Annotated in this window: 20 protein-coding genes and 2 pseudogenes; 4 read left to right on the top strand and 18 right to left on the bottom strand. The window is 71.6% G+C overall.

Going from position 1 to position 24094, the window contains the following annotated elements; genetic code table 11:
- From K7G61_RS02585 to K7G61_RS02600, 4 genes are all read right to left on the bottom strand, one after another.
- The gene (locus K7G61_RS02585; RefSeq protein WP_225844921.1) at positions 1-1698 is read right to left on the bottom strand and encodes a DnaB-like helicase N-terminal domain-containing protein; all 1698 of its coding nucleotides are present in this window, start codon (positions 1696-1698) and stop codon (positions 1-3) included.
- On the bottom strand, positions 1695-2225 hold the full coding sequence (locus K7G61_RS02590; RefSeq protein ID WP_225844922.1) for a hypothetical protein: 531 nt from the start codon (positions 2223-2225) through the stop codon (positions 1695-1697). Before K7G61_RS02590 ends, K7G61_RS02585 begins: the two co-directional genes overlap by 4 nt.
- 165 nt (positions 2226-2390) lie before the next feature.
- Positions 2391-2765, bottom strand: coding sequence for a hypothetical protein (locus K7G61_RS02595; protein WP_225844923.1), 375 nt, complete (start codon positions 2763-2765; stop codon positions 2391-2393).
- The gene (locus K7G61_RS02600; RefSeq protein ID WP_374204028.1) at positions 2755-4473 is read right to left on the bottom strand and encodes a type IV secretory system conjugative DNA transfer family protein; all 1719 of its coding nucleotides are present in this window, start codon (positions 4471-4473) and stop codon (positions 2755-2757) included. Before K7G61_RS02600 ends, K7G61_RS02595 begins: the two co-directional genes overlap by 11 nt.
- Before the next feature lie 194 nt (positions 4474-4667).
- On the opposite strand from K7G61_RS02600, the gene K7G61_RS02605 reads away from it, so the two are divergent.
- Positions 4668-5192 carry a DUF1877 domain-containing protein gene (locus K7G61_RS02605; protein ID WP_225844924.1) on the top strand — a complete coding sequence of 175 codons (525 nt, stop codon included), beginning with the start codon at positions 4668-4670 and terminating at the stop codon, positions 5190-5192.
- 20 nt (positions 5193-5212) lie between these two features.
- Here the strand turns inward: K7G61_RS02605 and K7G61_RS02610 are convergent, their stop codons facing one another.
- From K7G61_RS02610 to K7G61_RS02635, 6 genes are read right to left on the bottom strand one after another with little or no spacing between them, the layout of a single operon-like run.
- Positions 5213-6745, bottom strand: coding sequence for a type IV secretory system conjugative DNA transfer family protein (locus K7G61_RS02610; RefSeq protein WP_225844925.1), 1533 nt, complete (start codon positions 6743-6745; stop codon positions 5213-5215).
- The gene (locus K7G61_RS02615) at positions 6745-8271 is read right to left on the bottom strand and encodes an SCO6880 family protein (protein WP_225844926.1); all 1527 of its coding nucleotides are present in this window, start codon (positions 8269-8271) and stop codon (positions 6745-6747) included. Before K7G61_RS02615 ends, K7G61_RS02610 begins: the two co-directional genes overlap by 1 nt.
- A gap of 2 nt (positions 8272-8273) precedes the next feature.
- Positions 8274-10076 (bottom strand): hypothetical protein, encoded by a 1803-nt coding sequence (locus K7G61_RS02620; protein ID WP_225844927.1) that lies wholly within the window; start codon positions 10074-10076, stop codon positions 8274-8276.
- A complete protein-coding gene (locus tag K7G61_RS02625) occupies positions 10060-10791 on the bottom strand; it encodes a hypothetical protein (RefSeq protein WP_225844928.1) in 732 nt (243 codons plus the stop codon). Before K7G61_RS02625 ends, K7G61_RS02620 begins: the two co-directional genes overlap by 17 nt.
- A gap of 1 nt (position 10792) precedes the next feature.
- Positions 10793-11140 (bottom strand): hypothetical protein, encoded by a 348-nt coding sequence (locus K7G61_RS02630; protein ID WP_225844929.1) that lies wholly within the window; start codon positions 11138-11140, stop codon positions 10793-10795.
- Positions 11103-12032: a hypothetical protein gene (locus K7G61_RS02635; protein WP_225844930.1), complete on the bottom strand. Its 930-nt coding sequence runs from the start codon at positions 12030-12032 to the stop codon at positions 11103-11105. The genes K7G61_RS02630 and K7G61_RS02635 overlap by 38 nt, the downstream gene beginning before the upstream one ends.
- Before the next feature lie 444 nt (positions 12033-12476).
- On the opposite strand from K7G61_RS02635, the gene K7G61_RS02640 reads away from it, so the two are divergent.
- Complete coding sequence (locus K7G61_RS02640; RefSeq protein ID WP_225844931.1) at positions 12477-13382, top strand: NlpC/P60 family protein; 906 nt, start codon at positions 12477-12479, stop codon at positions 13380-13382.
- A 14-nt stretch (positions 13383-13396) separates the two neighbouring features.
- Positions 13397-13735, top strand: a complete 339-nt coding sequence (locus tag K7G61_RS02645; protein ID WP_225844932.1) for a hypothetical protein — start codon at positions 13397-13399, stop codon at positions 13733-13735.
- Positions 13736-13945: 210 nt separating this feature from the next.
- Here the strand turns inward: K7G61_RS02645 and K7G61_RS02650 are convergent.
- The 3 genes and pseudogenes from K7G61_RS02650 to K7G61_RS02660 form a co-directional block, all read right to left on the bottom strand.
- Positions 13946-14324: pseudogene (locus K7G61_RS02650) on the bottom strand (transposase); the annotation flags it as partial.
- Between the two features lie 235 nt (positions 14325-14559).
- A complete protein-coding gene (locus K7G61_RS02655; protein WP_225844933.1) occupies positions 14560-14751 on the bottom strand; it encodes a hypothetical protein in 192 nt (63 codons plus the stop codon).
- Between the two features lie 603 nt (positions 14752-15354).
- A pseudogene (locus K7G61_RS02660) lies at positions 15355-15740 on the bottom strand (DUF317 domain-containing protein); the annotation flags it as partial.
- Between the two features lie 145 nt (positions 15741-15885).
- On the opposite strand from K7G61_RS02660, the gene K7G61_RS02665 reads away from it, so the two are divergent.
- Positions 15886-16431 (top strand): hypothetical protein, encoded by a 546-nt coding sequence (locus K7G61_RS02665; protein WP_225844934.1) that lies wholly within the window; start codon positions 15886-15888, stop codon positions 16429-16431.
- On the opposite strand, the gene K7G61_RS02670 is transcribed toward K7G61_RS02665, so the two are convergent.
- The 5 genes from K7G61_RS02670 to K7G61_RS02690 form a co-directional block, all read right to left on the bottom strand.
- Positions 16403-21394, bottom strand: a complete 4992-nt coding sequence (locus tag K7G61_RS02670; protein ID WP_225844935.1) for a trypsin-like peptidase domain-containing protein — start codon at positions 21392-21394, stop codon at positions 16403-16405. The genes K7G61_RS02665 and K7G61_RS02670 overlap by 29 nt on opposite strands.
- A 4-nt stretch (positions 21395-21398) precedes the next feature.
- On the bottom strand, positions 21399-21701 hold the full coding sequence (locus K7G61_RS02675; protein WP_225844936.1) for a trypco2 family protein: 303 nt from the start codon (positions 21699-21701) through the stop codon (positions 21399-21401).
- 147 nt (positions 21702-21848) lie between these two features.
- The gene (locus K7G61_RS02680) at positions 21849-22244 is read right to left on the bottom strand and encodes an Imm7 family immunity protein (protein ID WP_225844937.1); all 396 of its coding nucleotides are present in this window, start codon (positions 22242-22244) and stop codon (positions 21849-21851) included.
- A gap of 5 nt (positions 22245-22249) precedes the next feature.
- Positions 22250-23704 (bottom strand): restriction endonuclease fold toxin, encoded by a 1455-nt coding sequence (locus tag K7G61_RS36835; protein ID WP_225844938.1) that lies wholly within the window; start codon positions 23702-23704, stop codon positions 22250-22252.
- Entirely contained in the window at positions 23701-23997 is a 297-nt protein-coding gene (locus K7G61_RS02690) for a WXG100 family type VII secretion target (protein ID WP_225844939.1), read from the bottom strand. Before K7G61_RS02690 ends, K7G61_RS36835 begins: the two co-directional genes overlap by 4 nt.
- Positions 23998-24094: the final 97 nt, after the last annotated feature.

Below are 24094 nucleotides of genomic sequence, written 5' to 3' on the forward strand. Positions count from 1 at the left end.
CTACGGGCCGCACTGGGCCGCGACCTTGGCGTAACGGGCGCTGAATCGTACCGACTCCTCCGCCGTCCACGGGCGGATCGCCTCACGCACCGCGGTAGCGGCGGCTTCAGGCTCACGGCTCCACCGCGACGAGCCGTCCGGCAAGCGCGACGCATGGTTGAGGTAGAGGGCGGTGCCGTCCGGACGGAAGACGCTCACCGTGTCGGCGAGCGGCTCGTTGTCCACCAGGCGCAGTACGTCGGGCAGGCGGTCCTCGGGCAAAGGAGGTGGCGGTCCGCCGAGGTCCCTCTGCAGGTGGACGTCCAGGGCTGACAGCCGCCGTTGCGGTTCGCTCAGCGGTACGGCGGCCAGCTCCACCCGGAAGCCGGCGGTCCGGAACCGCCGCATCGCAGCCGCAAGAGCCTCCGGGTCAGCGGCCCTGGTGTGGACGACCGTGTCCAGGCCCTTCGCCCGCACATACTCCTCGGCGACGCGATACCGGGCAGCCGCATCCGCCGTCCCCGACGCATCGACCACCGCGCGCAGGGCATGGTCCGGCGGGAAACCCCGGCCGAGGGTGACCGGTTCGGAGCCGCGCCGGGCCAGCGCATCCCGTACGAGTACGGCCGCCGCCCCCGCGGCAACGGGATCACCCGCCACGAAGACGACCACCGGGCGCGGCCCCGACGCCACCTCCGCCGAAGGAGTCGCCGAAGCAGTCCGCTCCACGGCCGCCTGCAACTCAGCCGCGGCCCGTAGCGCCTCCTCCTGTACGGCGTGGTCGAAGATCCGCTGAGCCAGGTACGCCGCTCCGCCCCCGCCCGCGACCGTCAGGGCTTCCCGGGCCTCGGCGGGGCCGAAGCCCTCCGTCCAGGGCGCCACCGTGTCCGCCTCCGCCACGGCCAGCAGCTCGTCCACCGCCTCGCCCCGCGACCGCAGCGAGCGCACCGCCGCGAAAAGCACGCCGCACGCCCGGTTGGTGAAGCTGTGCGGGGTGAGCCGCTGCACCTCCGGCTCCTCCAGCAGCGCGGGCTCCCGTACAAGGGCAGCCACGAGAGCCGTCTCCCGGAGCATGGCCTCCGTCATCGGTACGGCCCCGGGCCCGCCGGCCACCCGCGCGGCCGTAACCTCCTCCTCGGTCGGCGGCACCTCCCTGTCAAGGGGCCGCCCCTCGTCCGAGAGCACGCCGGCGTCCAGCGCCGACTCCCCCGCCAGCTCGCCCGCCGCCCGCCGCGCGTCCGATGCGCCGACCGCCAAGTCCCGCACCGCCGAGCGGTCGTCGAGGTCAGCCTCCTCTGCCCGCCGCGCCAGCCGAATCGCCTGCTCACCGACCGCCCGGCGCAGTGCGTAGCGCACGACCAGCCGTCCGTAGTGCGGGATGTGGTCGGTACGCGGGCACGCTCCGGCGAGGGCGCTGACGTACGCGGGCGTCGCGCCCGGCACCGCCGCCCGTTCCGCGACCGCCCGGGGCCGATCGGCCGCGCGCTCATCGCCGTCGTCCACGTCCCCGGCGTCCTCAAGGTCGAGCACCGCCCGGTACACGGCCGCGTGCGTCCAGCTCCGGAAGTGCTCAGGGGTCAGCCACGGCCGAACCGCCGCCCGCGCCGCCCTGCTGAGCAACAACCCGCCCAGCAACGCCCGCTCCACCATGTGCGTGACCTGTGCGTGCGCGTCCTCCAGCCCCAGCGCGGCCACGTCCTCGGCTACGGGTTGGCTCACGGCACCTCCCCCTGCGCCGCGCTGACCGCCGCATCGGCCGCGGCCAAAGCCACCGCGTACTCGTCGAGCACGCCGGCCAGCTCCCGCGGCGCCCGCACATACCCGGCGCCGTACCGGACCCACCACTTGTCGCCGTACCGCACCTGCCCGCCGTCAGGAGTGAGCGCCCGAGCCTGGCCGATCGCGAGAGCCCCCAGGACCCGTTCCGTACGAGCGAGCTGGTCGCGGATGGCGAGGCAGCGGTCCCGAACGGCCCGCACGGCGGCACGCCAGTCCGGCCGCATCATGGCCCGGGCTGCGCCAAGTTCCTCGGCAAGAGCCCGCCAACGATCCGCCTCCGGCAGGTCCGGTACGGGCGCGCCGAGCGCCGTCGCCTCCTGAGCCACGCACCCCTCGATCACCTCATCGAGCAGGCGTTGCGCGGCTTCGTACGAGGCCGCGTCCGCGTGCGACCAGCCGGCGGGGCGGACGTCGGCGAGCACCGGGCGTTCGGACGGCCGGTCATACGTGGAGTCGGGTGCTGCCATGGTCACGGTCCCTCCCGAGGTTCAGGTCTGCGCGTCCGCCGGGTGCTGCCGTGCGGCCGCCTCGGGCGCGGGATGGCGGGCGGGCTGGGTGCCGAAGTCCGACGTCCACAGGTACGCGGCCAAGTCGTCCGCGGTCTCCGCGCGGCTCGCTCGCCGTACGGGCGGTTACTGGTGGCCGCCGCTGAGGCAGGTGGCGACCTGCAGATAAGGGGCGAAGTTGTGGAGGGTCGCGATCCACTCGGCTTCGGCGAGGTCCCGCCCTCCCCCGGCCTGGCCGTCCTCGGCGCAGTAGATACGGACCCACCCCACGTACAGCGCGGTCAGGTGCTCCCGTACCGGCGGGTGCAGGTACCAGCAGGGCGGAACCGTGTTGTGCAGCCAGTGGTTGTCGATCAGCCAGTCCACCCACTCGGCGAGCTCGCGCATACGGGCCCGCCGTTCGGCCGGCTCCATGGCGGCCCACACCCAGCCGGTGTGCGGCACGACCTCACCGACAAGCTCGTCGCCAACGAGCCCTTCCAGCTCACCGTCATCCCGCATCCGTCACCGCCTCCCGCTTCCCCGCCGCCACTCGCGGCTCCGGCACCTTCCCCGCCTCGCTCACGTACCGGCGCAGGTCCCGGTCCCGGAAGGTCAGCCGCATCCGCACCTTCACCGGCGGGCGGTTGGCGTACTGCGCGACCGCCGTGAAGTCGGGCATCTGCTGGAGGCTGTGGACGGGGGCCAGGTCAGTCTCGGTCGGGGAGGAGTTGGACGAGAACTCGCCGCGCGAGCGGCCGACCGACGTCCGTAGGACCTCAGTCCGGCCGAGCATTGTCTGGAAGTACCGCAGCGTCTCGGGGTCCGCGCAGCCCGGCAGCAGCATCCGCAGCCCGCTCGCGTTGAGGACCGTGTTGGCCTTCTGCTGCCCGAGCCGGTCGCGGAGCTGCGACAGGTCGTGCCAGACGGTCAGCAGCACGATGCCCATGCCGCGTCCCGTGGTGAGGATGTTGGGCAGCCGCGGATAGCGCAGCATGTTGCCGGCCTCGTCGACGAGCACGCCGAGCGCCGGGGCCAGCGCCTTGCCCGTCGCCGCATAACGCGCCTCCGCCCCATGGATGATCGACGCGATGAGCGAGGTCAGCAGCGGCGCGAAGCGTTCCGCGTCCGCCTCGCTCGCGATCAGGCAGACGGTCCCGCACTCGTCAAGCAACCGCTCGACGGTGAAGTCCGTCCCGGCGGCCGACTTCCGTACCTCCTCGTCCGCGTAGACGCGCGCGATGACGTTGAGGGTGAACTGGACGGAGCCGATGCCGTCCTCGTGCAGCCGCAGCCAGGGGGAGGCGTAGTCGTCGGCGACATCGCCGTAACCGTGGTCCAGCAGCACCGCCCGTACGTGGTCGACGGCGTCCTTGCCCAGACCGAGCCATCGGCGCATGTCGGTGACGCCGCCGCCCGACAGGTGCGCGGCCAGCAGGATGCCCTTCAGGACGCTGCGGGCCTGGTCGACCCAGGGCGCGGCCCGCTTGTCGTCGCCGGACGCCGACGCCTCGGCCATCCACGCGGCCATACGGTCGGCAGCGCGCGCGTCCGTGCAGTAGTCGACGGGCGACCAGCGGTGAGTGCTCCGCCCCGTCACCCCGGCGGGGGCAATCAGCCAGACCGGGCCCAGCGCCCGGCGCCGCTCGTAAATGACGTCGAGGTCGGCGGCCTTGGTGGTCGTGATCACCAGCGGCCCTTGCCACTCCGCCCCGTTCGGGAGAAGCAGCCCCGTCGTCTTCGACGAGCCCGGCGGCCCGAAGACGGTCGCGGAGATGTTCGGCTGGGCGGCGAGGATCCGTCGGGTACGCAAGCCGCGCCCGGCGGTCAGGCGGTTGGGCCGCTGCTCCGGCCGGGCAGGTGCCGCGAGCCGCCGCTCGACCGCCGCCCCACCCCACTGCGCCCCGCCGACGTGCCGCCCGCCTCCCCCGTACCGGACCCTGAGCCCCCAGCCGGCCGCCCCTGCCGCCGCCCACACCACCACCGTCAGCGCCCAGAACAACCAGGCGGGCGGGGCCGGGTCGAACGCCCGCCCGGGCCCATGCCCGAAGACCGTGAGCATGGTCGTCCCCGCGTCGTACCGCCGCCGGGCCATCCCCCGCCCCGCCAGCCACGACGCCACCGGCCCCGTGACCAGCGTGAACGCCACCGCACCCGCCCCGACCAGGATCAGCGCGGGAACCATGAGCGATTCGCCGGCCGCCGCCCGCGGCCTCGACGGGCCGCTCATGTCCGCACTGCCTTGGGCTGGTCGCGTGCAGGGCTGCCCGGATGCCCCGGCAGGCCAGCGCAGACAGGCGCCTCGCCACCGGCGACCGCAGCGCCCCTCCGGCCGGCCCCGTACGCACCAGGGCCGCCGCATACCTCGGCCGCCCGGCCTGCATCCGGCCGACTACCGGCACACCGTCCCGGGATACTGGCGTCGTGGCCGTCACCCAGCAGCTCGCCCGCGTCTCGGCGGAGTACCTTGCCGCGTGCCGCCAGTCCGCCGGCACGTCGCCGGACCGCGACCCTCACTGGGATCCGCCAGCGTCCGACGTGCTGGACCTGGGCTGGGCTCCGACGCTGCTGCAGCGACTCGGCGAGATAGCCGGGCTCGACGAGGTCCATCTGGATGCCCTCCGCAGGGCCACAGACGGCGGCACCGGCCTCGCCCTGGCCTTCCTCAACACCCACCCGCACGCCATCGCCCCCTTTGGGCCCGCCCCCACGGCCCTGTCCGCCCCTCAAGCGGCGCGTGTCTCCGACCTGCTCGGCCACATCGACATGCCCGCCCTCCTCGACACCCTGCCGACCGACGACCGCGAAGCCGCCTCCTTGATCGGGCACGGGGCGGCCAACATCACCGGCGATCCGAGGGCGTACCTGCTGAAGCACTTCCACGCCCTCCGCGACTTCTACATCGATGCGGCAAAGCGCCACCTGCTCGTCGTGCTCTGGTGGGACTGAACGGCGACCAAACCACGAGCTCATACGGTCATCCGTTCGTCCGTATGGAACAGCTCCTGCTCCAGCGCCGACAGGTGCAACTGGACCGGGTGGGAGCCCGCCTTCCCCACCCGCCACAGCGCCCGGCCCACGTGCGCCTTGCCCCACGAGCTGATCAGCTCGCACTCGGCGTCGGTCAGTCCGACCGCGTCCCGGATGGCTGCCAGCGGCCGTGTGTCCTGGGCGAGTTGGACCCGGGTGTCGCAGGAGCTGATCATGTCCTTGGCGATGGCGACCGCCTCGGAGTCGGCGGCGCCCACGCTCTCGAAGTCGGCGAGCCGGTGGGTGGCCAGCACCTGGATCGTGCCGTCGGCCCGCGAGAGCCGCAGGTCAGAGTCGATCTTGCGGACCTGCGAGGCACCGCCGGACCGCATCTGCCGCCACAGCTCGTCCCGTACGACGAGGCGCGGCGGCCCCGGGGTGTCGATCGCGGCCTGCGCCCAGGAGGACACGCAGGTCAGGATCATGGACACGATGTCGTCGCCGTAGGACTGCATGCGGGAGATGTCGACGCACTGGATGGGCGCCTCGAAGTCCAGGGCGGAGCTGGTCTCGTCGTCGAAGAGGCCGCCCAGGTGGCCGGTCACCATCGCGCCGAGGGCGGCCCGGATGGAGCGGGTGAGTTCGCGGGTGGTCTGCACGTCCTGGTCGCGCACGCGGAGCTCGTGGGCCATGGCCGGGGTCGGGTCCATCAGGGCCGCGTGTACGGCGGGCAGGGTCGGTGGGGCGAGGCGGCTGCTGCCCGCCAGCTCACCCGTGACCTCCCGGATGGCGGCCGAGACGGCTTCCTCCTCCTCGGCCAGAAGCGTTCGTCGCAGCTGAAGCTCCAGCAGGGCCTTCAGCAACGACAGGCGCCTACGGTGGATCTCGGTGAGGCGGGTGGCCAGGACGTGGCGGTCGCTGATCTGGTCCAGGCCCTGGCCGAGCGGGCCGGCGTCGAGCGGGTTCAGCCGGCCCGGCATCCCGGGGCCGAGCAGCAGCGGCTCGTGGCCGAGGTGCCGGCAGAGCCCCGCGTACTCGCCCTTTACGTCACCGGCGATCAGCGTCCGCGTACCGAAGGCCATCAGCCGCAACGCCAGCGCCTTGATGTGCGCGGACTTCCCGCTGCCGGGGATGCCGGTGATCATCACGTTGGGGTTGGTGACCAGCCCCGCGCCGACCCAGACCGACGGGTGCGCCGAGAAGGCCCGCATGGTCAGGACGTTCCAGCCGATGTACGCCCCGATGGGCGGCAGCGAGCCCGCGTGCAGGAAGGGGTAGAGGCCCGCGACCTGCGAGGTGTCGGCGCGGAAGACCTCAGGCCGCGCCTCGGACGCCGCCCGGCCCGCGTACGGCCCGGACCAGCCCAGCCGCCCGGGGTACGGGCCGAGGTTCGCCGACGCCGGGGCACTCGTCGGCGCAGGCTGGGCGGCGGGGCGCGGCCGGTCGCCCGCCAGCAAGTGCGCGACCCGCTGCGACGGCAGGACGGTCTCGTCCCCGGCCCTGACCCTCCCCGTACGGGACAGCAGCCGCATCACAGCACCGCCCGCCGCGCCGGAAGGCCCTGCCCGAGCGGCAGTGCGGCCGCCGCGAAGCCCGCGTCCTGCGCGCCCCACAGCCGCCGCAGCTCCAGCCCGGCCGCCGCCCCGTCCTGCTGCAGCTCGGCGCAGGCCGTCTCCAGGTCGGCCGGGTCGGTCACCGTGACCGTGACCAGCCCGGTGAACCGTACGATGCCGTGCCCGGCGGCCCGCGCCATGTCCTGCTCCAGGGCCCGGCTCATGTCTGCCCGTTCGTCCATCGACTCGATGCGGCCGGTACGCGCCCGCAGCCGCCGTGCCACGTCCCGCTTCGTCCGCTCCTTCGACAACTCCGCTCGCGCCCGGCGCGGCCCGAGCGGCTCGTACAGCAGCGTCAGGGACCGGGCGGCCGACGGGCGCGGCCGGAGGAGGGGCAGCAGGCAGGTGGCGTAGACGGAGGCCGCGGGCCAGCCGCGCACCTGGGAGGTGACGCTGATTGCGCCGTCGTGCCGGTACGAGCCCCAGGACGTCTCGGCGGCAGCCGGCCCCGCCAGGTCCGGGTCGACGCCCGCCCGTACCCCCTCCCAATCAGGGGCTCCGACAGCGGCATTGCGCATCGCCAACTCGGCCACCGCGTCCGGGTCGTAGCCGGTACGGATCACCTGGGCGAGCTCGCGCGGGCCGAGCTGGGACACGACGGTCAGGTCCGCCGCGGCCAGCGAGGACTGCATCGCGACCAGCTCCCGTACGAGCACCGCGCACGCGCCCAGCCGGCCGCCGCCCGCGCCCTTGATGGCGAGGCGCGCCCGGGCGGCGGAGAGGGTGATGGTCAGATACGTGCTGCGGTTGTTGGCGATCGGGCCGCCCTGCGCGGCCAGGTCCCTGACCAGGCCGACGGCTTCGGGAGGCGCGGACGGGTCCAGGTGCAGCTCGGTCCAGGACTGGAGCGCGGTCCCGTCGTCGGGCAGGGACCGCTCGTGCACGGCGATCCGTACGATCGGGCCGCCCTCGACGCACTGGGTGCGAAGGAACGCTCCCCAGGCGGCGACCCGGCGGTTGACGGTCTCGGTGTCCTCCAGCGCCAGGCCGGGATAGCGGATCTCGACGACCGCCGAGTACGTGCCCTCCAACGGGTCGTAGACCACAGCCAGTTCCTCGCCACCACCAATGGGGGCGTGGAGGATGCGGAGCCGGGCGAGGACGCCGGGCAGGTCGGTGGGCTGGGCGTCGTGGTCGGTACGGCGGCGCGGGGCGAAGACTCCGGACAGGAACACGCTGCGGCCTCCCGCCACGTTGATCTGATGCCGTACGGCCAGGACCGCCCACTCGTCGGCCGTCATGCCGAAGACCCGGGCCGTGGCGGTGACGAGCAGCAGTGCCGCGACGGGCAGCGCGACCAGCTCGCCGGACCAGTCCTGGGCATAGACGGGCATGAGCACGGTGAGGGCCGCCGACGCGACAAGGGCGCAGCCGGTGAGGGACATCTGGCCGAAGAAGCCGTGGCGTTCGGTCTGCCAGCCGGCGTAGGTGTGCGGTTCGGTCATGGTCAGGGCTCGCCTCCTTGGGTGTCGCTGGCCTGGGTGGGCGGCGAGGCCGGCGGGCGGACCGGCGCGGGCGGAAGCTGGGGGGTCGGCGGAGCCGGGGGGATCGCGGGCGGCTGTGCGCCTGGCGTGAGCTGGTCGTGGGGCGAGGTCCCGGTGATCGCGGTCTGCGCGGGGGGAACGGACAGTGGTGGGGGAGGCGGTACGTCGGGGCGGGGCGGCGTCGGCCTCGCGGCCTTGGTGGGGGCCGGGCGGCGGGCCGCCGGAACGGTGACCTGACCGCCCATGTCCTTGCCGGTACCGAGGTCGGCGTGCGCGGCCATCGCCTCCATGCCGCCCTCGGCCATCTCCTTGCCCGCCTTGGCCGCTTGGGCGACCGCCGCGACGGCGGCCAGCATCCCGGAGGCCGAACTGGCGGCCCTCCCGGCACCCGGCGTACGGGCGGCGCCCCGGGCCCAGGCGTCGTTCTCCGCCTCCACGGCCTTGGTGAATGCCTGCCCGCCGCCGATCGCCCCGGCGCCCGACGGCACTCCGCCACCGGTCCGTCCCCCGAACATGAACATCGACCCGGCCGTACCGCCCGCCGCCCCCAGCAGCCCGGACGCCAGCCCGCCACCGGAACCCACCGAGGTGAACGTCATGAACTTCGCCAGCGAGGGCCACGCCAGCGCCCCGAGCAGGATCGTCAGCAGCCCGACCAGGAACGGCCGCAGGTCCGCCGACTGCCCGGTCTCCCGGAATCCGATCACGAAGATCAGCACGACCACGGGCTTGACGAGGACGAGCGACACGACGGCGTTGCGAGCCTTCGGCCACCACTCCTTCGTGCCGTCCATCATGCTTCCGGCCGTGACCACGGGCATGACGACCAGCAGGACCTGGAGCGCCGCCTGCCGCAGCAGCATCTCGCCCCACAGCACCAGCACGACGAGGATCGCGAGCACCGCGAAGAGGAACACCATCGCGGTGTTCTCCTGCGGCGTGGTGAAGAAGTGCCCGAAGGCGTTGTTGATGCGGCGCTGGAAGTCCTTCTTGCCGTCGGCGTAGTACGAGCTGATGATCGCGTCGCTGACCTCGTCGCTCGCGGTGAGCGCGGTCTGCGTCACGGCGAGCGCGGCGATGCAGATCAGAGCCCACTTGGCGAGGCCCGTGATGGCCGTCGCGGCGGCCGCGCCCTGTCCGGTGAGCGCCAGTTTCGTGAACTGCCAGAGCAGGAGCAGCACGGCGACCGTCGCCGACAGTGCCCACGTCAGGCTGTACGTACTGCTGATCCCGGCGTGCCGTAGATCGATCGTGCTGACGTGGAGGAAGGCGGGCATGAGCTGCCCGAGGATGGCCGTGGCCGCCGACCCGAACTTGCGGGCCACGGCGTCGAACCCGGCCGAGGCGATGGCGCCGGCGGGGTCCTTGGCCACGTCGTACGCCTTCTTGGCGGCGTGGCCGGCGCCTTCGATGCCGTTGCAGACGGAGCCGAGTACGCCGTTGTTGACCTTGCAGCCGCCGTCGACGCCCTTCTGCCACCACCGGCAGACGGCGTTGGTGTCGAACAGCTCGGTGTGGGCCTGGCACTGCTTGACGGCCATGAGCTGGTAGTCGGCGCAAGGGTCGCCCTCGCCGGGGCTCGCCTTGGACTGCGCGCACTTCTGGTCCGTCCATAGCTTGGCGCACCCAGCACCCATGTCCTTGGCCTTGACGCAGTCCGCGAGAGTCGAAGGTGCAGCGGAGGCGCGTACCCCCGCCAGGAGCACCGCAGTGCAGGCGACGAGGAGGACCAGGAGGCGGCGGGCGAGGCTACTTCTCGTACGCAAGGGCCTGCCATCCTTCCCGCGCGGCCTGCGCGCTGCCAGGTTCCGCGGCCCGCGGAGCCGTACCCATCTGCTGGAGCACCGCCATCCGCCAGTCGCCGCCGGCCCAGACCATCACCGCGCCCACGACGCCCGTCCTGCTGTCCGGCAGCCCCTTGTCCGAGGTGCTGTCGTCCATGAGCAGCCACAACGCCACGCGGTCGGGCGATTCGGTGACTATCCGGAAGGCGCGGGCCTGCTGGGCGAAGTAGTCGGCGTTGTCGGAGGTGCCGTCGGGAGGCAGGCCGAAGGCGGTGCGGAGGCGTTCGGCGCCCGCTTTGGCCTGCAGCCCCATGGCGGTGGCGAAGCCGGGTTCGGCGATCACCTCGGCCTGCTGCTGGGCGGCGGCGGGGTCGAGGAGGTCGAGGGCCTCGTAATAGTGGGCGGCCGACGAGACGGCGCCGAGGGTGGTGTGCGGGTAGCCCATGGGGACGCCGTGCACGACGCGCCTCGGCTTGGGAAGGACGGTGACGCCGGTGCTCGGCGCGGGCGGGATGGTCGTTGGGGTGGTCGTACGGGCGGTGGCGCCGCGAGCGTCGGGGCGGTCGCTGTGGCCGTCGGACGTGACGGACAGCAGCGTGATGGCCGCCGCCGCGACCGCCGTCATGCCGGCCCCGGCGGCCACCAGCCGGCGCCTGGCCGTACGCCGGCGCTGCTCGTACTCGTCGGTCGGCGCCATCTCACGACCCCAGCCCGTAGAAGGCCTTGAGCAGCGCGAAGACCATGCCGACGCCCATGGCCGCCACGCAGGACCACATCACCGAGCGTTTGCCGCGCGCGGCCATCTCGGGGCGCTCGGAGTTGTTGCCGACGCCGACCAGGGCCCAGCCGAGGATGAAGCCGAGCATGCAGGCGATGAGGGCCGCGGTGATCGACCAGCCGATCAGAATGTCGGTCGCCGCGCCGAGCTTGCCGGGCAGGTTCTGCGCCGGGCGCGGCTGGAGCGGGTCGCTGCCGTCGGAGGGCGTGACGTCGGGCTTCGCCGTGGCGTCAGCGAGCAGTTGCCACGCGAGGAGTGTCGCGGACACGAGCGTCGGATCCTTCCTGTGGGAGGAACGCCGGTCGGGAGGCGGCGGGAAGCGTGTCACCCCAGGCCGCCCGGGCCAGTCGGCGGACGGCGTCGGCGAGTTCGCGGGCGGCCCGCAGGGTTCCGGGCCGCAGGCGGGCCGCCTCGCGCAGGCCGTACGCGCGGATGCCGGGGTCGTACGGGACGCGGACGACGGCGCCGAGCTTGCGGTCGAGCATGGTCAGAGCGGCCTTGACGGTGGCCGACGGGCGCCCGTTCCCGGGGGAGGAGACGGCGAGGACGGCGCGGTGCAGCGGCAGCCCCTCCGCCTCGGCCGCCATGACGGTGGTCTGGAGGGCGGCAATGTGCGCGCCCGAGGCCGTGGTGGTGAGGACGGGGATCGCGTACGGGAGGAGGCACCAGCGGGCGGTGAGGCCGGACCAGCCCTCGTAACGGGCGGAAACGATGTCGTGCGCGAGGGGGTGGTCGGTGTCGGCGACGACTGCCTGCCAGCCGCCGAGCGCGGCCAACTGGTGCCAGGCCTCAGGCGCGGTGGGGAGGCCGAGAGGTCCGGACTGCCACGGCTGGAGGTCGGTCAGCAGCTCCCAGGTCGTGGCGCCGGGGCCGGCGCACTGGGAAACAGCCGCGCGGATGGCGGCGGGGGTGAGGGGCTGGTCGGGCGGGAGGGCGGCGAGTCCGGCACCTCGGCGGGTGGCCCACTGCGGCCAGGGCGAGGCGAGCCGGGCGGCGGTGTCGAGTACGACGGTGCCACCGACGGCCGCGCTCGCGGCAAGTCCGCAGGCGAGCAGACCCGCGACGGTGGAGCGGCCTGAACCGCCGGTCGCTCCCATGACGGGCATGAGGACGCGGGCCTGCGCGCCGAGCGGGGTGCCGTAGGGCTGCTGCGCGGTCACCGTCTCGCCTCCCCAACACGCGCGAATGTTTGCTATAGCAAATCTAACGGCTTCCATGTGTACTGGATGGGGAACCCTCGCGTCACGGCCTTTCGTTGACCCAAGGGAGGGGCGGCCCAAACTAGCATGGCTCGTCGCGCACTTGACCTCACATGACTCTTACGAGTGAACGGGTGATCACACCACGTCGCCGCGCAGCCGCCACCCGAAGATCTTATTTACAGATGCGAATATCGTGGACTGCTCGCCGACCAACACCGGGGGACGACCTATGCCGAGCAAGGCCCTGACCGGCGCGAGCGCGGCCCTCGGGGTGCTCTTCGCCCTCCTGGTGGGGGTCGCCGTGGAGGCGACGACGGACAACGCCGCCGCCTCGACCGACCCCGCCACCGGCCCTCTCGGCGACAGCCTCAGGCCGGGCAGCGTCCCGGCCCCGTACGCGCTGTGGATCGAGAGGGAGCGGGCGCCTGCCCCGGCCTGCCCGCGCCCGTACTGGCCGCCCAACTCCACCAGGAATCCGGCTTCCAGCCCAACGCCGTCAGCGACGCGGGCGCGGAAGGCCTCGCCCAGTTCATGCCCGGTACGTGGACGGCTTGGGCATCGGACGCCGACGGTGACGGCATCGCCTCCCCGTTCGACCCCGCCGACGCCATCACCGCCCAGGGCCGCCTGATGTGCGCCCTGCTCCACAAGGGCCAGCGCAGCGGCTACCCCGACCCGCCGATCGAGCAGGCCCTGGCCGGCTACAACGCGGGCTGGGCGCGGGTCGTGCAGTACGAGGGCGTGCCGCCCGAGTCCTTCGCGGGTGGCCAGACGTGCCACTACGTCCACAGCATCATGGCGGCCGCCCACAGGTACGCGGGCGTCGCCGCCCCCGCCGACTCCGAGGTCGCCTTGCCCGCGGACTTCACCCTCCCGGGGTCAACCCCGCCCCCGGTCCGTGCCGCGATCGAGTGGGCTCTACGTCAACGCGACGCCCCGTACCGCGAAGGCGGCACCTGCACCGACGCCCACGGCACGGACCCGACCCGCTGGTGCGACTGCTCCAGCCTCGTCCAACAGGCTTACCGTGCAGCCGGCATCACCCTTCCCCGCACCAGCTACGCCCAGGTCCGAGTAGGCCAAGCCGTCACCGCCGACACCCCCCTCCCCGGCGACCTGCTCTTCACCCCAGGCACCAACGGCACCCCGACGACCCCGGGCCACGTCGCCCTCTACATCGGCAACGGCCTCCTGATCGAAGCGCCGCACACGGGCACCCCCATCCGCCTGACCCCGTACGAGGCGGTCCGCAACGCCTCTTCCCCCGAAAACCGCGTCGTCGCGATCCGCCGCGTCGTCCCCCAATGAAGGGAGCCAGCCCCATGCCCACCGATCCGTACTTCCACCCTTGGGGCACCGTCACCCCATCCTTCTGGCAACTCCCACCCACCGCCCCACCACCCCCGCGCCACCCACCCCAGCCCCAGCCGCCGGCCGACATTCCCCCGGACCTGCTCCCGGAGATCCAAGCCATCAACAAGGCGATCAACACGCGCCACTTCATCGAGGCCGCCGACCTCGCCGAAGCCTTAGAGACGCACATCACGACCACGTACGGCGAGACCCACCCCTACACCCACAACATCCGCGACCTGCGCGCCTTCATCATCCGCCTCGCGGAGGGTAGGAGGGGGCCGATCGACGAAAACGGCAGGCCATAGCGGCCAGGAAGCTGGAACTCGTCTCATCAGTCGTTCCCCGCGAACCGCTACCGGTACGGAATCCGGCACCGGAACATCTCAATGAGCTTCTTCGACGTGGCCACCGATCGGGTGACGGTCGGCGGTCTGCGACTGGCCAGCGACCACGGGCACTAGGGAGCGTATTCGGTTGTGATCAAGAGGCCGCTCGTGTGAGGTCCTTGATCCAGATCACACCCTGTTGATCGCCCGCTCGACGGTCTTCCGCTCCTTGTAACCGCTCGGTGCCGTGACTGACGGGCGGCCTCCGCTGCCCTTCTTCTTGCGATTTGGCGGCTTGGTCCTTTTTTCTCCGAGATGACCGCCTTGGTACGGCGTTTGTGCAGGTGGACACGGTTGCCGCGAGGCGAGTAGGCCTTGTCTCCGGTGACTGCGTCAGGTCGGGTGCGGGGCGGCCGACGGGCCCGCGCACCCGCACCTTCGCCAGGACGCGGATGAACTGTGGGCTGTCCGCTGCCTGGCCCGCGGTCAGGATGAACGCCAGCGGGCGACACTTGCGGTCGGCGGCGAGGTGGACCTTGCTGGTCTGCCCGCCCCTGGAGCGTCCGAGGAGGGCGGCCTTCAGCCGGAGTTCCGCCGACGCCGGACGCGTCGGCGTTCTTCCCGCGTGGGATCGCTTTCGGTCTCCTGCCCTCTTTGTCCTTCGAGGCCGCCCCCTTGGACCTGGCCTTCTCCTCCTCCGCGGCGGCTTTCTCCAGGGCGGTGACGAGCGTTGTCCATGATCACCCGGATCGAGCTATGGCCCAGCGCGTCCGTGATCATTCGGGTGTCGGTATCCCGCTCGGCTAGCACTCGCGCAGGTTGGGGAAGGGCGGGAGGCGAGTGGTCAGATCCGCCGCTCGAACGTTGCCCCAATAGTGATCGTTGTACGCCCAGTACCAGATCTTGTTGTCGTAGTCCTTCCCCCAGCAGATGAACGTGCTGGGGGCATCGGGGAGTTTGCCGACGACGTCGTCGGTGTTGCGGTGTCTGTACAACTTGATCCCTGCCGTGCCAGTGCAGGTCAGGTACCAGGCGTTCGTGTCGTCAAGGGCGGTCTTGCACATGGGGGTTTGGGCGGGAACGCTGGTGTCCGGTTGTCCATCAGGTCTGTCGGGCTTGGAAGTTGTAGGGGCAGGAGCCGACGTCTGCGGCGCTGCGTTGCTGACCGGGTCGCCCCCGCCGCCGCCCAACGCGGTAGTGGCAGCACTGACCACGCCGAACATCCCTCCACCGACGGTCGTAATGACAGCTGCGACGAGAGCGACCTTGCTGGCCTCGGTCAGGCCGCCGAACCACTCCCGCGCCCGGCGCAGGCGCGATCGCCGCCGGGGTAACGGCGCTGGTGCGGAACCCGAGTCGGGGGTTGGGTTCGGGCCGCTACCCGGAGAGGGCGATGAAGAGGACAACGAGTCTCCTGGCTTTTCCGTTGGCCGGTCGGGCTCAAGACAGTAGAAGATTCGCGTGACCAAGACCACAAGGCGAGGTCACCGCACGTAATGGGATCTTGGCTCAGAGCTGGAAGCGCCTCCCGGTGGGCTGCCCGATTGCCTCTGGTATTCGCTTTGACGGCGGTGCCTGGCGGAGCGCCCGGTGTAGCGCTAGCCGGCCGGGGCGCGCAGGAGGCGCTCTCGGGTGGCCTCGGACAACACCCGGCGCAGGACCGGTGCGGTCGAGCTGATGTAGGCGGCGAAGGCTGCGACGCGATCTTGCGGGACGCCGGCGGCGAAGGAGGCCGCCCACAGGCACGGTGCACCAAGTGTGGGCTGGGCCCACACCTGCCATCCTGCCGATCCCGCCTCGTCGGCCTCGACGGCCAGGGCGCGCGGGTCGACGTCCTGAAGAGGGGCGGGACCTCGCCGAGGCTGATCTGCGAGGTGAACGTCTGATCCGTCGCTGCCGCCTGGGGCAGGTCGATGTCGTAGAACCACCCGTGTGCTGCGACGGCGTCGAGGACCAGCTCAGGGCCGACGAGCGGAACGGCAGGCAGGAGCTACATCCGGAGGGATGCAAAATTGCCCCGGCGAAAAGGAGTCGGGACCCACGGAACCCGCTCCGGACTTCGACGAGTTGTGCCGTTGAAGCGATAGATTGGTCGAGCGGTGCGCTGTGGTCGGGGGAGGGATACACCGATGGCGAACCACCCAGGGAATGCCGGGGGCAATGGGGGAAGCGGCGGCGGGAACAGCGCCTGGAGCTACGTCATGGGGACCGGGGTGGTGTCCGTCCTGACCGCTCTCATCTACCAGGTGCACGGGTGCAGCGCCCACACTCCCCAGCCCACTCCGACAGTGGCCGAGACAACGACTCAGGACACAGAGGAAGAGACACCGTCCACACCTGCCGTGTCCGCTCATGTCGACAGCATCACCTCGATCGGTACCGACCGAGGCAATACCTCGTACTGGGACGAGAAGGTCGTCGTGTCCTTCACCGGGCTCCAAGGCCAGGACTGCACGGTCAAGTGGGTCTCCTACTATCCCGACGGAAGTGGCCAGGGGGGTACGGACACCGGCTACAGCGGGAAAAAGACGACCGGGCTGCTGCCTTACGACCCCACGGAGTGGACCGACACCATCGCCATGAACAAGGCTGAGTATTCCGGCTGGCGAGTGCACATCTTCGTGTACGGGCCGGACGGCACTTTGCTCACGGAGCGGGACGGTCCCACCGGCTGAGGGGCTCCCCGGGCCGAAACATCACATTCCGGTGGACGGTCCCGAAGTCCCTATCGGTATCGCCTTCGGGGATCACCGACGGAATGAGGAAGGCGCGCGCAAAGGCGTAGCCCTCCAGAAGCCCGCCAGGATCGCGCGTCGCGACCTGACAGAGCACATCCATCCACCGGCCGCCCGCCAGAGCCCGCACCAAGGTCCAGCGCGCGGCCTCCCGCGTGACGGGGTCGGCATCGGGCTGGTCGGCGTCGGCCGCCAGCGCCCGGGCGGTGCGCGCCCAGGCGGTTTCCTGCCGGCCTGCGCTCGGCACCTGCTCCAGGACCTCCCGGGCGGCGGACTGTTCGCCGGCGGCCGCCAGCGCACGCGTGGTCGCGATCGCAGCATCGAGGACGGCTTCCCCGAGGGCGAAGTCCGTGAGCGCCCGGTGGCTGTCCTGGGTGTGCCAGTATGCGGAGAGAAGCTGCGCCGCCTCCTCGGCTCGGCACACCGCCCAGTCCGGGGCGGTGGCCACCGCCCCGGCTGCCACTCCTGACAGAAGGACCAAGCGCACGACGTCCGGTGTGTCGGGGGACAGGCTCTCCACAGCTCGTACGACCCGGCCGAGCCCCTCCGCCCGGCAGAGCACCGCAGCGGCGGTCGCGACAGCGGAGGCCGGAGCCGTACCGAGCGTTCTCGGTGCGAGCGCGGCTGCGGCCTCAAGAGCTCCTTGGGCGCAGTGCGCGGCCGCTTCGCGGTCGAGGACGTCCAGGGCCCTGGCTGCGCGTGCCCACACGGGGAGCGCGGTCGCCGGTGCGTGGTACGTGTGCGCCTCGTCCAGTGCCTGCGTCAGCGTTTCCGCTGCCTTGGCCGTCGTACGGTCGGGAACCCGGCAGTGCTCCAACACCGCGGCCAGCGACTCCGCCCGTCGTATGCCGGAGGGCGTGTGACGCACGGCCCACTCCGCAGCCGCTTCGCGCAGTTCCCGCGCCCGGTCCTGGTCGTCATGCCCGGCTGCCGCCAGGACCGCCACGCATTCGGGGATCACGTCGGCGTCCTCGGCTGCCGAGAGCATGCCGGTGACGAGTCGCCGGGCTTCCTCCGGGCGCCCGGCCGCCACCGCCCCGGTGACAAGGGCCACCTTGATCCGTCGGATCCGCTCGGGGTCACGGACGGATTCCAGGGCGGACCGGGCGGCCTGGGTCTCACCGGCATGTGCCAGGACGACGGCGGCACGATCCCGGAGATCATCGGCGGGCGGGCGACCGTCCTCAGGCGCGTTCAGCCGGGTCGCCGCCCGGGCGGCCTCCGCCGCTTCCGCCGGCCGGGAGGCGAGCAACGCCTCGGCGAAGGCCATCAGCACGCGTGGACCGGATGCCGGGCTGAACCGGCCGGTCCGCGCGGTCGCTCCGGAGGCCGTCCGTTCGGCTTCGTCCGCCAAAGCAGCCGCGTGCTGCGCCTCCCGGTCGGCGATCGCGGCCGCCACGCGGGTGAGCGCGGAAGAGCGGTACTGCGGTGCGTCGATACGTCGCGCGAGGTTCGCGGCGGTCCGCCATTGTCCGAGTCCGGCACAGGCGGATGCCAGGGCGTGACGCCAGGCGTCGTTGCCGAAGACCGGGGACAGGAGGCCGACCGCTTCGGCGACCCGGTCCGGTTGCCGGGCCAGCACCCCGGCGACTTCCTCGGCTGTCAGGGCCGCGCTTCCGCCCTGAAAAGCCACCCAGGGCCAGCTGCGAGCGGCGGCGGGCAGCGTATTGCCGCTCGACCAGTAGGCCGCCAGTTCGCGCCAGCGGCCGGCCCGGGCGAGCGCCGCCGGCACCACCGCGTGCAGGCACTGCTCGTCTTCTTCGGAGAGCGTCCCGGGGAGCGTCGTCAGCAGTTCGTGCGCCAGCGGGGCAGCTCGCGGCTCGCCTTTGCGGGCTCCTGTGTACACCAGGGTCACCGCGGCGCGGACCCAGTCCCCAGGAGGGTCCTGGGCCCGGTAGTCCGCCAGTAACCGCTCGGCCTCCTGCCAGCGGCCGGCTTGCGCCAGGACCGTGAGGATCTGACGCCGTACCTCCGCGCGCGAGGAGCGGTCGTACGGAAGGGACGCCAGGGCCAGGGCCTCCTCCCAGCGGCCCAGGGCGCCCAGCGCCCGGACCCGCCAAGGTGCGCAGGTACCGCCGCAGGCCCACTGCGACGTGACGCCGTCGTGCGGACAGGCTTCCTCGATCAGGGACAACCCCTGACCGGCGCTGGGCATGTCCTTCGCCTGGGCCAGCAGCGCCAGCCGGCGGCGGGCAGGGTCGGCGACGGCCCGGGCCGCCCGCAGCGCCTGGTCCATGTCCCCGGCCCTGACGAAGGCGTCACGCATCGAAGCCAGCACCGCGTCCTCGTGCCCCGGGGGCACCTCCGCCAGCGCCTGCCACGCCTCCGCGCCCGAGCCGGTGGCGATCAGCGCAGGCGGCACGACCGCGCGTACCTCGGCACAGTCGGCGGGGGTGCCCGCCGATTCGCTGCGCAGCCGATCCAGTGCAGCGCGGTGTCCGTGCCGGATCAGAGCGGTGACGGCCGGCAGCAGAGCGGCCTCGCCCGCACCGGTGGCCTGGCGTGCGGCGGACCAGGCGGCACGGATGCCGCCCAGGTCCCCGGCCGAGCCGAAGGCCTGGGCCACCTCGGCGAGCAGCCGACGGTGCCAGGCGGGGTCTCCGGTTGGCGGACCACCGGGGTTGCGTGTGGCGGACCACTTGGCCACCAGGTCGAGTGCCGTATGCAGAGCGGCCGGCGCTTCCGGCGCTTTGAGGGCCAGCAGAGTGCAGCCGACCTGACATGCCGCTTCGGCAGCGACCGCCCGGTTCGACGAGGGTTCTTCGGCCAGCAGGTCGGCCAGCAGGCGTGCCGCTGCAAGCGCCAGGTCGAGCGCACGCTGCGGGTCCCGGCCGAGAAGGCTCTCCGCCAGACGGGCCAGGGCGTACAGCTTGTCCCATCCGTCCGGCCGCGCCGCAAGGAGCGCCTGCGCGCGGTCATCCTGGCGCAGCCTGGCCCGTAGCAACGCCAGGTCCGCGAAGTCCACGTCCCATGAACGGGCCAGTAGCCGATCGTGCGCGACGGCCAGGCGCACCATGGCGTCGAGCGGAACCTCGGGGCCACTGTCCCGCAACGCCCGGCGGGCGGCCCGGATCTCCGCGAGCGCCGGGCCGTCCCCCAGAACTCGGGTTGCCAGCCGGTCGTGCCGTGCGGGATCCGCGATGACCGCGGTGATCCGCTGCGGGTCCCGGGAGGCAAGCACCATGGGCCCGTACCCGCTCAGCAGGTAGTGCGGGGTGTCCTGCGGCCAGCCCTGCTCGCGGTAGGTTGCGGCCCATTGGTGGATCCGCTTCCGGTGCAGGGCCACCTCGTCCCCGAGCAGCCGGACGGCAGCCGACCGGAGAGTGTCATGGGCGAAAACGTGGACGCCGCGCGGCGCGGACAGCCCGTCCACGAAGACGGGCGACCGGCGCACCGACAGGCTGCGTCCCAGCACGGTCCGGATCAGCTCCGTCAGCCGGTGGACGGGCGTACCTGTCAGCTCGGCGAGTTCCTCACGGCTCAGCCCGGCGCCTGAGGCGGCGAGCAGCCCGATGACCTCCCGCGCGAGGGTCCCCTCGGCGAGGAGGCGTCCGAGTTCGTACTCGGCCTCGAAGCGCAACTGCCTGGCGTGCGGGGACGCGGTGAGGGCGCGCGGCTCGCAGGAACGCAGCGGATGGTCGCCCGGCAGGTCGACCGGCAGTCCCGGCTCGGGCCGGCTGGTGACCAGGACCGAGACGCCCTCGGGCAGATGCCGCGGGAGCAGTGACGCGATGCTGGGCAGCGGGGACGGGGCTTTGACCGATTCGTCCTCGTCGAGTCCGTCGACGACGATCAACAGACGCCGCCCGCCGGCGCGCAAGGCGTTCGCGGCGGCAGGCAGCAGCCGCTGCCATTCGCGCGCGTACGCCCCCGCCGTACCGCTCCCCCATACCGGCGACTCCCCCGCCACCGCGGCCAGTTGTTCGGCCATGGCCCGTGCGAAGGCGTCGCTGTCACACTGGTCCGCCTGGCGCCGCGTGACGAAGAAGGCGGCGACGACGGTCCCGGCGGGCGGGTGCGCGGCGAACCAGGCAGCGAGCGCGGTCTTCCCGTGCCAGGGGGGAGCCTGCCACCACTGGTATCCGCCGGGTCCCGCGCAGAACCGCACCAGTTCGCCGACCTCCAGGGCACGGTCCAGCAGCTTCAGCGGGGCGATGGAGCGGCTCTGCGCGAGATACCCCTCGGCCACGCGGCCGACTCCACTCGGCGGCACGACGTCCGGCAGCGGCCTGTCCAGGCCCAATCGCCGTAAGAGCCCGGTTTCGGGGTCGTGGCCCTGCCCGGCCCAGCTGTCGGTCCGGCTGACGGTGAGCGACCCCAGCCCCTCCGCGCGATGGTGCTCGACGACGACCCCGATGATCCGCTCGCCGGCCCACACCGCCGCGCCAGACATGCCCTGCCAGGGCGAGCGCTGCGGATCGGGATCGCGGTCGGGTGCCTCCACCCGGAACTCCAGGGTGCCGGTACGGCGGTTGGAGAGAACGGGGATGTGCCCCCATGCGTGGCACATGTCGCGGGCGCGCGAGCCGTCGTCGGGGTCCACCCGCATCTTGAAGAGCGGGAAGCCGAGCGCACTGCACCGCAGTACGGCGTCCCTCTCGCCCACCGTGCCGAAAAGGGCCGTGTCGACCGGCTGCCGGAACGGCCCGGACTCCGACGTCAGGGCCAGGAGAGCGACATCGGCCCGCTTCGCCCCGCACCACTCCACCCTGGCGTCGGAGCTCCACTCGCCCGGCCGGTCGGCCTCGAAACGCACACGTATGGTGTCGGCACCGCGGACCACGTGCGCTGCGGTCAGGACCAGGCCGCTCGCCACGAGATAGCCCGACCCCCGGCGCTGCCTCCCCTGAGGCAGGGTGACGACGACCTCGGCGGCGCGCTGCGCCTCCAGCCCGGCCACCATCGGGTCACCGCTCCTCGGGCACGCTGTCCCCCGCGATGGTCACCACGGTTGGATCCAGCGCTCCACGGCGGGCTTCCAGCGTGAGCCGCAAGGTCTGCGTGGCGATGTCGTCCCGCCTGGTGTCGGTCCCCAGCTCGGCCACCCAGAACTTCACCTTGCCGCTGCCGGCCACTTCCCGCTGCACGCTGACGGAGAGCTCCAGCTCGATCGGCCCGAGTACGAACCGCAGTTCCTCGTTCTCGCCGTCCGCCATCGCCCTGGCCAACTCGGACCGCAACTGGTGGATCATCTCGGCCAGCTCGACCACGCCACACCTCCGCACCCACCGAGAGCATGCACCCGCATGCTAACAGTGGGCTGCCTCAGCGTTGCCACTTTAGGGTGAGGACAGCCTTGGCGATTGATGTCATGCCCCAACCGAGACCTGCTTCACCAACTTCCATGAGCAGAACAGCTAGTCCTCAATTACCGGTCGGCACGGCGAGAGGAACGGATCGAGCCGGGTATGCACTTCGCCTCTGGCCATGAAGCGTACGCGAAAGGCGCCCGGGCCCGGTGGCTCGTCGAAGTCGTCCGAGCGTTCGTAGAGAACGCCCCAGGACCCTGGAAATCTGGCAGCGATGTACTGGACCAGGGAATTCAGCTCGTCCGCTTCGTCCCTTCGCCTGTTCATGAGGCCATTGACGGTCACAAAATACTCACCATTATGACTCTGCAACTCCACGCTGCCGGTCGCCCATCGGATGCCCTCTACTTGCTCGCGGAGCGAAACCACTCCTTGCGCGAGACTCCCCGAGTCCGATTCTTCGGGAGATTCCGCGATTCCGAACCATCCATGAAATTCGTACATGCCGTCTATCCCAGGGGTGTAGTGTCGATCACCGGCTCGATACCATAGCGCTGCCCGTACTCCAGCAGCTTGGATATCACATCGGGGTCGGGAGGTCCGTCGAAGTGGAAGTAGGGCGTACGGCCCGTTTGAAGTGCGGCCTCGAACGTCGCCTTCGCCTGGTTGCGGAAGGCACTCCCCATCCGGAACCCTGCGGGTTTGGATTGGGCCACATATTCATCGCTGATGGCATCGAACTCTCTGCCGTCGCTCTCGAATCGAACCCGCGATTCGCCGCCTATTCGCTCGGCCAGAGCATCGGCCGCGGGGTCCGGCTTGTTGACTTTCTGCAGCGGACCATCGTACGTGGGGCCGTCGCCACCGCCTGCCCCTCCTCGCCCTCCTCCCCGTCCGCCCGTTCTCGCCGGTGTACGGGCCTCGGTGTCGGCGAGTTCGCGTTCGAGGGTCTGGCTGACCTCGGTGGTTTCGGCGTCGACGGTTTCGAGTTCGGGTGCGCTGTCGGCGGCATCCTGGAGGTAGACCTCCAGGTCGGCGATCATCTCCGTACTGATGGTGCTCACGGCCTCGTCGAGGGCGACCTCGACCTCACCGAGGATGGCCGCAGCCTCGCCTGCGTCCAGGGCGCCCGCGGCGGCGTCGGAGCCGCCGAAGGTGAATACGGTGAGAGCGAAGCCGAGTGCGGTGGTGAAGCCGATGGCAATGCCCGCTTCACCGAGCTTCTGCTCGACCTGGCTGTGGGCGGTGTCGATGGCCTGGGCGAAGGCGTCGCAGGCTTTGGCGAGCTGGTCGCAGGCGTACTTGGCGGTGGACAGCGGGGCCTTGCCGCCGTCCGCGTCGTCCTTCCAGATCCTGGCCCAGAAGTCGGCCATCGCCGTGATCGAGTCCCCGGAGTTGTTGTCGGTGATGGACAGCACATGCCCGTGCAAGGTGGTGCCGAGGGTATCGATCGCGGACGAGGCGGTACGGAACGCGGTGGCGGCCGTACGCAGATTGTCCTGGTGGCCGTTGGGCCAGTATTTGGCGATGGCGTGCGGTACGGATGAGTGTCCCGGTCCGACCGCCGAGGGCGGGTCGGGGTAGAAGATGTCGGCGTAGACCACCGGTGGCTCGAACTGCTCGGGCGGAGTCGCCCCTGCCTTGGGATTGGAGTGGTGGTCGGCCTTGAGGTAGTTGTTCGCGGTCGTCGTCAGTCCGGTGGCGGCTTGCCCGATGGCGCGGTCGGCGGCGGACAGCGCGCCGAACAGTGCCTTGGCCGCCGGGTCGTAGGTGGTGGCGAACCCGTGGCCGTAGCTGTCGTCACCGGCCATGCCGGAGATGTTCTGCAGCGCCGTGTTCAAGGTGGTGGCGATCGTGTCGAGCGTGCTCTGACCGGCGGCGAATCTCAGTGAGACGAGGTAGAGGTCTTCCGGGTAGAGATTCAGCGGGGTGTCGCTGCCCCCGTCGTCGGCGGGGCGGCTCACCGTCGCCCCCACATGCGCAGGTTGGCGGTGTGCGCCGCGGTGTAATTGCCGTGAGCGGTCGTCAGGATCGTGTGCAGGTCGCGCAGAGCGCTGTGCAGATCACCGGAGGCGGTGCGCCACTGCCGGTAGTACGCACTGAACGCGTCCTGCGCCTCGCCCTCCCAGCCCTCGGTCACCCGCCTCACCGCACCGTCCAATTGCGTCAGGTGCTTCTGTAACCGCCCCACCAGGGTATCCAGGTCCTCGGCGTGCTGAGCCAGCTTCTCAACCCGGACCGCTATCCGTCCCGACATCCAGACCCCTCCCCACCGGTCAACTGCCAACTCTTTCAGGGTCGGTCTTTTCGGGACAGCCCAGAGTGGTTTCACAGTCGTAGCAGTTTTGTAAGTG

Origin of the sequence: Streptomyces sp. HPF1205 (genome assembly GCF_020400825.1) — a bacterium.
Lineage (GTDB): Bacteria > Actinomycetota > Actinomycetes > Streptomycetales > Streptomycetaceae > Actinacidiphila.

Excerpts from the sequence above, each read along its gene's own strand:
- K7G61_RS02595 (WP_225844923.1), bottom strand. The coding sequence starts at position 2,765 with ATGCGGGATGACGGTGAGCTGGAAGGGCTCGTTGGCGACGAGCTTGTC.
- K7G61_RS02590 (WP_225844922.1), bottom strand. The coding sequence starts at position 2,225 with ATGGCAGCACCCGACTCCACGTATGACCGGCCGTCCGAACGCCCGGTG.
- K7G61_RS02670 (WP_225844935.1), bottom strand. The coding sequence starts at position 21,394 with ATGGTGGCCGGGCTGGAGGCGCAGCGCGCCGCCGAGGTCGTCGTCACC.
- K7G61_RS02625 (WP_225844928.1), bottom strand. The coding sequence starts at position 10,791 with ATGGCGCCGACCGACGAGTACGAGCAGCGCCGGCGTACGGCCAGGCGC.
- K7G61_RS02645 (WP_225844932.1), top strand. The coding sequence starts at position 13,397 with ATGCCCACCGATCCGTACTTCCACCCTTGGGGCACCGTCACCCCATCC.
- K7G61_RS02665 (WP_225844934.1), top strand. The coding sequence starts at position 15,886 with ATGGCGAACCACCCAGGGAATGCCGGGGGCAATGGGGGAAGCGGCGGC.
- K7G61_RS02600 (WP_374204028.1), bottom strand. The coding sequence starts at position 4,473 with ATGAGCGGCCCGTCGAGGCCGCGGGCGGCGGCCGGCGAATCGCTCATG.
- K7G61_RS02690 (WP_225844939.1), bottom strand. The coding sequence starts at position 23,997 with ATGTCGGGACGGATAGCGGTCCGGGTTGAGAAGCTGGCTCAGCACGCC.
- K7G61_RS02680 (WP_225844937.1), bottom strand. The coding sequence starts at position 22,244 with ATGTACGAATTTCATGGATGGTTCGGAATCGCGGAATCTCCCGAAGAA.
- K7G61_RS02610 (WP_225844925.1), bottom strand. The coding sequence starts at position 6,745 with ATGCGGCTGCTGTCCCGTACGGGGAGGGTCAGGGCCGGGGACGAGACC.
- K7G61_RS02615 (WP_225844926.1), bottom strand. The coding sequence starts at position 8,271 with ATGACCGAACCGCACACCTACGCCGGCTGGCAGACCGAACGCCACGGC.